The sequence below is a fragment of the Lentibacter sp. genome (assembly GCF_965657785.1).
Lineage (GTDB): Bacteria > Pseudomonadota > Alphaproteobacteria > Rhodobacterales > Rhodobacteraceae > Lentibacter.
On the sequence record NZ_CBFHPP010000043.1, the window covers coordinates 1 to 8921 of the forward strand.

An 8921-nucleotide genomic window follows, 5' to 3' on the forward strand; every position below is an offset into this window, starting at 1 on the left:
GCCTGTCAGCACCTCAACTTGCCTCAGCTTAACAACAATCTCTTCAGGCTTCGGTCTCGTAATTCCCATCTTCGATTCTCCGTTTTCCTAACTATAGGGACGGACCAATTCAAAGGGGGAGGCTCAAGGCAGTGGATCGGAATTTGATCAATAAGCTGCCACGGTGCAATGCCCTAAGATCTTGAATTTAAATGGAGGCGGGTACCGGAATCGAACCGGTGTACACGGATTTGCAATCCGCTGCATAACCACTCTACCAACCCGCCTTAAGTGATGCTGCGTGTTACACAATGATGGAAAGATGTGCAAGCGGTGTCGTGCTGTTGTGGGTCCGATGTGTGATTAATCTGAGCTGTGAATGTGTCGCGTGCGAGTGCGGTTAATTATTCGGAAGCAGTGTCGCTCAAGGATCTTAATGGCATCAGTAAGCCCAGCAATGTTTTGAAGTCGTAAATCGGCTTGGTTGAGCCGAATACAATGTCGTTTGGTCTCAGTTCCACTTTGGTAGCAAGGCTCAAACGTGTCGGGTCGGTCGCGTCTAGATGGTAGACGTTAATAGGATCTTGGCCGCGGAGCATATAAACTTCCCATTTTCGAGCTGCTGCTGAGGAAAGCAATCCACCTTCAGCGAATAAAGCTTCCGCCAAAACGGTTCTGGTTTGTGGATTGAGCAGTAACGTTTGTGGCTTTGATCCGCCCCCCATCATATATGCGAATTGTGGGCGATAGTTTATATTTTCCAATTTAACTATATCGCCGCCAGTGAGGTAATAATCGGGAGCCGTGTTTGAGAAAATATGTGGAATAGGGATCCTGTAGGACCGCTTTGATCTTTGTAGCGTCGCTATTTGAAGCAAACTATCATCAATTTCAAAGCCAGCCCTAATCAGTAACTCTTTCAGCGTTAAGGGTCGCTCTGTGATCGTATAAAGGGCTGTGCCTTGCTCGGACTCTGTTACCGCAACATTCACGCCCGCGCCGGTGCCGGCCGTCTTGGAGATGATCAACCCGACTTTTTGAGAATTAAACCCGCTCACTTCCAATTGGAAGCGAGGGTCAATTCCGTTTCTGATCAGAGCGTTAGAAACTTCACTGCGCGCTTGGGCAATACTCTTGCCTTCAAGTTTCAGGAGGCCAGTTTCAATAAACAGGATATTGCCATCAGCGGTGACGCGCGTCGTGCTTGTAACCATGCTGTCTCGCGCCACATCGTCTGTGACGCCCTGTCTGGTGATAAACCGAGTGAGGGACAGAACATCGCCGATCCCTATTTGGTAGGGGATGGGCGATGTGGTTTTAGGAAGGGACGTGCCGATAGAAGACGCAGAAAGATTTTGATTTTCATTGAGCGAATTTTTTCGTGTCAGGAGCAAGTCGAAGGGCTGCTTGTTGAGACTCTCTACGACGCTGGTTGTGAGAGGCACCAGCTTTGCATCAAGATCTTCCTGAAGGTTTCGGTCAACGTCACTGTTGAGTCGAGGCTCTTCCAGGATTTCTGCGCAGCTCACCATGAAGACCAACGAAGACGCAAAAAAGATGTTGGTGAGTTTCATGATTTTTCCAAACATATATTTGCCGTCCAGTTAGAATGCTTTGACGTCTTAGCAATAATATCGCGTTCTGACTTGCCGGGTTTCGTCACGGCCAGACAGATCGCATTGGCATCAGACAGTGCACTCAGTGCAATGGCTGAATACTCTGCAGAGGTGACAATGATTAGGCCAGAATGTTCGAAACTATCGGCATTTTTCAATAATTTTTTGAGCCCGGCTTCCCCGAATATTTCTGTCGGGGATATGTCTGCCGAGGGGGTGAAGAATGTTATATTCTCCACTGACCCTGAGAGGAGCGAGGGGTCAGATGTTGGCTCCAGCGTTAAGCCCTTCGGAATTGCGCCGCCTACAAGAAGCACGCCCACTGGCTTAGCGTTAGGCTGGGTCCGTTGCCGTGATTTGTGAACAAAATTAGCCAGCCATACTGAAAACGGCAAACCGTCAATATCGGATCCGGTTGCGGCTACGATGATGGGTCGGTTGGGATATTTTGAAATCGTTAACGAGGCTTCCCCTAGATCCATTAGGGGTAAACGGGACATTTTCGCCAATGTATTTTGAAGTGTGCCCTTTACCCTTGTTGAGAACGGCATCTTTTTGCTCGGTGGGAAGCCGAGCGCTTGGGCGATCGTGTGCGAAGAATAAATCACGCCGCTGCTCGCATTTAACGCAAGGGTGATTGCCGCGCCAACAAAGCCGCCAAGCACAAGGCCGAGGGCGACAATCAGTGACTTCTTGGGAGCGGAGGGCACTGAAGGGGCCACTGCTGACTGGTATAGTTTCGCTGGTTCTGATTGATACCCGGCCGTTACAGACTGGATTTTCACCTGCTCCATCAAGACATTATACGTCGCTTCTGCAATGGCCGCTTCCCGCCGCAGCGTCGACAGCTGCTCGGTCGACTCCGCAAATTCTTCCGCTTCTTGGCTTAACTCATTTATAGAGCGCTTAATGCGTGAGAGCCGGTCATCTAGAGTGTTGGCAAATGCATCCAGCCTTGTCTTGGATGGAAATTCCCATGCATTGAGCGCCTCAGGGATGCCGAGCAGCCGACGAAAATCAACATCATCTACCACTGAAACTTGCGCCCTCAGGAGGGCAAAGTCTTCCTGCGTGGGCGTGCCTGCCTTTTCGAGCAATTCCGTCACCTCGGCCACGCCATAAGCCATTTCCAGCGTTCTTTCGAGATCTTCCCGCAAACTTGCCATCAACTCGGATCTTTGGGCAAACTCACCAGAGGCTTGCAGGCTATTTGCGAGTGCAAAATTAGCCACCGCCCGTTTTGTTGCCTCCATGTTTGTGAGCGCTTTCGCAAGTTCGCCTGACAAATAGCCCAGTTGTTTGCGCTGTTCTGAAAGCCGTTCTGATTGAGTTTCCTCAATGGCACGCTTCACGATAGCATTTGCGATTGTTGCCGAGCGCTCAGGATCTTCATGGGTCACGACAACTTCTATTGACCCATTTGAGGTCTCGCTCACCTTGACGTTGTCTCGGTATGTTTTAACCACGTCCACATAAGCATCAGCACTTATTGGCGCTTGCTCATTGGCATTGGGTTGGAGCAGCTGCTTGATAGCTTTTATGGCTTTGGCGCTCAGCGTTGGCTCGGACGTTTCCACCGGGTTGAAATACTCATCACCTAATAGGTCTACCTCTTGGTCCAACCTGAGAACAAAATCACGGCCAACCAAGCGGTCAAAAAGCCCTTTGGAGTTGGAGCTAGCATTAACGCCGGCCAAGGCCGCCAGCCCGGAAAATTCAGAGGGCAGTGAGGGGCGATTATTAGCCTGAGTTATCTCAAATACCGCAGTTGAGGTGTATTCTGGCTTTTTAATGAGCGCGTATCCCACAGCAAACACTGTTGCAAACAGCATACAAGCCACCATCAAAGACTTCCCTGCCCAGAGGCTTAACGCTAACTCTTTAAGGTCGATTTCGTCGTCAACGTCCTGTGTCACTGATTACTGCTCACTGATGAATTACTGGATACAATCGGGGCTTTGATATTACTTTTATGTGGACGCTGCAATGAAGCAAAGTCGAAGGATGCCTATTAACGTGTTATGCTTTTGAAGCGTCGTTCACTTGTCGACATTTATTTAAAAATTTGAGCTAAGTTCTTTGTTGTAAAGGATGGTCAGTGCTTCTCTGTAACCGCAAGTTCACTTTAGGCTCTGTGCACATTCAATTTCACTCACGGTGGCTGCAAGTCACGAACAGGCCATACTTATGTATAAGTTTCAACGCGCTAACTGTGTTCAATTTTAGGTGAAACTTATCTATCAGCTTTGCAATCCGTTGTGTCACCACTCCGCCAACTTGCCGTTTCTGGTTCGTGACGCGAATTAGCCGATTCCCAACCCCCATTCCCCACCCCCGCGCAAGGGGCGACGTGCGGCTTTGGATTGAAGGGGCGCGGGGAATGTGTCAGAACCACCCCAGAGATTCTGAACGAACGGGTTCACTTATGACAAATTTTGCCGACAGACGCCGTATGATGGTCGATAATCAGGTGCGTCCTTCCGATGTCACCAAATATCCGATTATCGAAGCTTTGCTGAGTGTGGAGCGCGAGAAATTCGTGCCCCAAGCGCTGCGGGAAGCGGCGTATCTTGGTGAAAACCTTGTGGTTTCCAAAGGCCGTGTGCTCCTTGAGCCGCGCACATTGGCCAAGATGCTGGATGCGCTGGATATTACATCAGACGAGCTTGTCCTCGATCTGGGCGCAGGCATGGGCTACTCCACAGCGGTGATTGCGCAGATGGCGCAGGCGGTGATTGCGGTGGAAGAAGACGAGGCGATGGCCGCTGATGCCGAGGCGCTTTTGGCCGAGACAGGCCTTGTCAACGCGGTTCTGGAGCAGGGGCCAATCGCCGCAGGCGCGCCCCAGCACGGCCCTTATGATGTGATCACTGTGCAAGGCGCGGTTGAAGTCGTGCCCCAAGCGGTCACAGATCAGCTCAAAGAAGGTGGCCGTATGGCGGCCATTTTTGCCGACGGAAATCTCGGAACCGTGCGTATTGGCCTTAAGGTCAACGGCCAGATGAACTGGCGGTTTGCTTTCAATGCGGGTGCGCCCGTGCTCGCGGGCTTTGAACGCGAAGAGGCCTTTAGCCTCTAAGCCGTCATGTGACGGATCAAGCAATAACTTGGAGTGCGCCTGATGCGGCTTGGACTACTGAAAAATGCGTTGCGTGGAACGGGTGTGGCCTTGGCCTTCGTGGCGGGCCTTGCGGCCCCGACAGATCAAGCCCAAGCCGAGACCCTCGCGGATGCTCTTGTCGGCGCTTACAAAAACAGCGGCCTGATTGAGAAAAACCGTGCCGTCCTGCGCGCGGCTGATGAGGATGCCGCGGTGGCGATGTCGGCCTTGCGCCCGATCATTGGCTGGAGCAGCTCGTTCTCCTATGCCTATGTCGATAGTGCAACATTGGGCACGTCTGAGTCCGTTTCGACCACGGTTGGCCTTGCCGCCGAGCTGATGCTCTATGATGGCGGCGCAAACCGTCTGCGCCTTGATATTGCCAAAGAAACCGTCTTGGCGACGCGCGAAACTCTGGTCTCTGTTGAACAACAAGTGCTGATGTCGGCGGTGGATGCCTATTTTGACGTGCGCCGCGCCACAGAGTTTGTCCGTCTGCGCAAGAACAACCTGCGCGTGATCTCTGAAGAGCTGCGCGCCGCGCGCGACCGTTTCGAAGTGGGCGAAGTGACCCGTACAGATGTTGCGATTGCAGAGGCCCGCCTCGCGGCCACCCGTGCGCAGCTTGCCGCCGCCGAGGGCGATCTGGCACGCGGGATTGAAAGCTACCGCGCGGTTGTCGGCTATACGCCCAGAAACCTGACCGCGCCCAAAGCGATCAAATCGCCCGCCAAAACACTCGACAGCGCCAAGGCCCTCGCCATGCGCACCCACCCCGATCTGAAACGTGTTCAGCATCAGGTGAGCGCTGCCGAAGCGGGTATCCTTGTGGCCGAAGCGGCCAAGAGGCCGCAGCTGAAAATCACCAGCAGCATTGGTGTTTCGGACACTGTCAATTCCATCAATGGCAGCGACACCGCGAGCTTTGGCCTGTCCGCGTCTGCGCCGATCTATCAGGGTGGCCGCCTCAGTGCGCTTGAGCGCAAGTCGCGCGCCCAGCGGGATGCGGTCCGTGCCGATCTTCATGTGGCACAGCTGCAAATCGCGCAGAATGTCGGCAATGCTTGGGCACAGCTAAGTGTCGCGCGGGCCACATCCGCCGCCAGCACCCAGCAAGTGAGCGCCGCAGAGGTGGCCTTCCGAGGCGTGCGCGAAGAAGCAACTCTTGGCGCGCGCACCACGCTGGATGTGCTGGATGCCGAACAAGAGCTTCTGGACGCCCGTGCCAGTCTCCTCTCCGCCCAGATCGACGAGCTGCGTGCAGGTTACTTCCTCCTCGCAACCATGGGGCTTCTCACGGCAGAGCAGCTCAATCTCAACGTGCCAAGCTATGATCCCGCCGCCTATTACAATCTTGTCAAAGCGGCTCCGACCAACAGATCAAAACAAGGCCAGCAGCTCGATCAAGTGCTTAAATCACTCGGTAAAAAGTAAAATCGTTCATATCTGTTGTGAGAATCTCGGCCCCGCGTTACTATTGGGGCGAGGCAAGAGTGGTATAAAGTTATGTCAGATCCCGTCACGAACGTGGAAATAGAAGACGTGTTGTCGTCAATCCGTCGGCTGGTGTCCGAAAGCGGCGGGGCCGGTGCGGATGCACGCGCGTCTAAGGCCAGCACTTCTTCGCCTCAGGCCCAATCCCTCGCGGATGACGCTGCGGATCAACAAGACCCTGCGCCCGCGCCCGAAGCCAATACGGGGGCCAAAGCAGGCCTCGACAAGCTCGTTCTGACGCCGTCTCTTCGGATCGCGGAAGCGCTCGCTTTGCCTCCCGAGGAAGAGGAGAAGACCGCCGCGCAAGACCCGCAGGACCAAGCGGCGCAAGCCGACACGGCCCCCGAGGCAGAGCCAAAAGAGGCTCAAGAGCCAGAGGCCCAAGCGGCGCCAGTCCCTGAAGAGGTCAGTGCCCTCGCCGATGCCCAAGACGATAAAATCACCCCGTCACAGCCAGAAGCGGCAGCTGGCGAGAGCCTGAAGCGGCGCATAGAACAGCTTGAAGCCGCGGTTTCCACACAAGACGAAACCTGGGACGAAGACGAAAGCGACACTGGCAGCGAAAGTCACACTGGCAGTGGAGACGCCCTGCCATGGGAAGACCACAACAGCGAGGCCATTGAGCCTGAACAGGCGACATATTTTTCCGAAGTCTCTGATGAGGTTGAAGACGACGCTGGCGATCTGGCCGAAGATATCGCAGAAACCCCGTCAGAACAGTCTTCAGAACAACCCATAGACCCGGCCCCAACACCCGAAGAACCAGCACAAGACTCCTATGATTTTCTGGCGGGTGACGAAACGCTGATTGATGAAGATGCGCTGCGCGAAATGGTGGCCGATATCGTGCGCCAGGAGCTGCAAGGCGCATTGGGCGAGCGGATCACCCGCAATGTGCGCAAGCTCGTGCGCCGCGAGATTCACCGCGCGCTGATGGCGCAAGAGTTTGAATAGCTTAGGGTCCTGACCCTAGGCCTGCGCGGCAATCTCTAAAATTTTATCTATATCGAGATGCTCTTCCAGATGCGCCGCCAGCGCGTCCAGAACCGCGTCGACATCCGCGTCATAATTCAGGTTTGAACTGGCGTCATAGCTCTGCAAAAAGGCGGCGCGATAGCTGTCTGATGTGAACAGCCCGTGCAAATAACAGCCCCTGATCCGCCCGTTGGCACTCGCCGCGCCATGGGCCGCGCCTTCAACGGTGAGCCAGCCGCGCCCGCAATCGGCCCCTGTGGTCTCGCCCAAGTGGATTTCATAGCCGCTGATCGGCGCGTCTGTCGCCGTATCTGCTGCCTCTGTCAGTTGCACCCGCTTTTCAGGGCGCATCACGGTGACCACATCCAAAAGCCCGAGGCCCGCCACAGAGCTGACCGCGCCCTCAAGCCCCTCAGGGTCGGCAATCTCGCGCCCCAGCATCTGGTAGCCCCCGCAAATGCCCAAGAGATGTCCGCCACGGCGGATATGGGCCGCAATATCAATATCCCAGCCCTGCGCGCGCAAAAAAGCGAGGTCCGCGATGGTCGATTTGCTCCCCGGCAAGATCACAAGCGTCGCATCTGCGGGGAGGGGCTGCCCGGGCGGCACCATAACAAGGCTCACATCCGGTTCGGAGGCCAGCGGATCAAAATCATCAAAGTTGGCAATCCGCGACAAGAGCGGCACCGCGATCTTGAGCTTGCCGTCGCCGCCAAGCCCCAGCTCTGGCGCATCCTCCGCAGGCAGGCGGCAGGCCTCAAAAAACCACGGCACAACGCCCATAGAAGGCCAGTTGGTAAAGGCTTCGGTCGCCTTCAACCCGTCATCAAAGAGGCGCACATCGCCGCGAAACTTGTTGATAATAAACGCTTTGATATGGGCCGCGTCTTTGGGCGGCAAAACAGCCTGCGTCCCCACGATCTGCGCAATCACCCCGCCTTTGTTGATATCCCCCGCCAAAATCACAGGCACATTGCCAACCTCGGCAAAGCCCATATTGGCAATATCCCCTTGGCGCAAATTGATCTCGGCAGGGCTGCCCGCGCCCTCGACAATCACCAGATCATACTGCGCCTTAAGCCGCCCAAAGCTCTCCAGCACAGGGCCGATCAGGCTCTGCTTTTTCTTGCCAAAGTCGCGCGCGGCCTGTGTGCCGACGCGCTTGCCCTGCACAATCACTTGCGCGCCGGTTTCGCTTTCGGGCTTTAAGAGCACAGGGTTCATATCGGTGTGCGGCGCAATCCGGCAGGCCAGCGCTTGAAGCGCCTGCGCGCGGCCGATCTCGCCGCCGTCTGCCGTCACAGCGGCGTTGTTTGACATATTCTGTGGCTTGAATGGCGCAACGCTGAGGCCACGGTTGGCCGCCGCGCGGCATAAGCCCGCCACAAGAAGCGACTTGCCCACATCAGAGCCGGTGCCCTGTATCATCACTGCTTTGCTCATCGGTGCTTTTCCATATGTCAGACACAAAAAAGGCCCCCAAAGGAGGGCCGATTTTGCAAAATAGAACGGTAGACTTAGGCCGCTTCGGCCTGTGCCGCAGCGTTGCGACGCTCGCTCTCTTCGCGCGACAGCGCAACAGAGGTGCGAACCCCTTTGGACACAAAGTCCATCAAACCGGTTACAACGCGTTCGTTCGGGTCAATCCCCGCACAAGACAGCACTTCACGGCCATCACGCGAGCGGGCCCAGCGCGCAATTTGCTCAGGGCCGTTGCCATACTTCTTATCATCGGCGATAGCATCGTCGAGGGCAGC

7 protein-coding genes and 1 tRNA gene are annotated in these 8921 nt (G+C 55.2%); 3 read left to right on the plus strand and 5 right to left on the minus strand.

The window, feature by feature from the left end; translation table 11 throughout:
• Positions 1-192: 192 nt before the first annotated feature.
• The 3 genes from ACTF58_RS13110 to ACTF58_RS13120 form a co-directional block, all read right to left on the minus strand.
• Positions 193-266 (minus strand) — tRNA-Cys (locus ACTF58_RS13110).
• 117 nt (positions 267-383) lie between these two features.
• Positions 384-1553 carry a polysaccharide biosynthesis/export family protein gene (locus ACTF58_RS13115; protein WP_438992415.1) on the minus strand — a complete coding sequence of 390 codons (1170 nt, stop codon included), beginning with the start codon at positions 1551-1553 and terminating at the stop codon, positions 384-386.
• A complete protein-coding gene (locus ACTF58_RS13120; protein WP_438992416.1) occupies positions 1550-3511 on the minus strand; it encodes a GumC family protein in 1962 nt (653 codons plus the stop codon). The genes ACTF58_RS13115 and ACTF58_RS13120 overlap by 4 nt, the downstream gene beginning before the upstream one ends.
• 509 nt (positions 3512-4020) lie before the next feature.
• Between ACTF58_RS13120 and ACTF58_RS13125 the strand changes: the two genes are divergently transcribed.
• From ACTF58_RS13125 to ACTF58_RS13135, 3 genes are all read left to right on the plus strand, one after another.
• The gene (locus ACTF58_RS13125) at positions 4021-4674 is read left to right on the plus strand and encodes a protein-L-isoaspartate O-methyltransferase family protein (RefSeq protein ID WP_438992417.1); all 654 of its coding nucleotides are present in this window, start codon (positions 4021-4023) and stop codon (positions 4672-4674) included.
• A gap of 42 nt (positions 4675-4716) precedes the next feature.
• Positions 4717-6129: a TolC family outer membrane protein gene (locus ACTF58_RS13130; protein WP_438992418.1), complete on the plus strand. Its 1413-nt coding sequence runs from the start codon at positions 4717-4719 to the stop codon at positions 6127-6129.
• A gap of 72 nt (positions 6130-6201) precedes the next feature.
• On the plus strand, positions 6202-7143 hold the full coding sequence (locus ACTF58_RS13135) for a hypothetical protein (RefSeq protein ID WP_438992419.1): 942 nt from the start codon (positions 6202-6204) through the stop codon (positions 7141-7143).
• 15 nt (positions 7144-7158) lie between these two features.
• On the opposite strand, the gene ACTF58_RS13140 is transcribed toward ACTF58_RS13135, so the two are convergent.
• Together ACTF58_RS13140 and ACTF58_RS13145 are read right to left on the minus strand one after the other, a co-directional pair.
• Positions 7159-8607, minus strand: a complete 1449-nt coding sequence (locus ACTF58_RS13140) for a cobyric acid synthase (protein WP_438992420.1) — start codon at positions 8605-8607, stop codon at positions 7159-7161.
• A gap of 74 nt (positions 8608-8681) precedes the next feature.
• The coding region (locus ACTF58_RS13145) for a DUF6280 family protein (protein WP_438992421.1) at positions 8682-8921 on the minus strand (240 nt) is incomplete at its 5' end.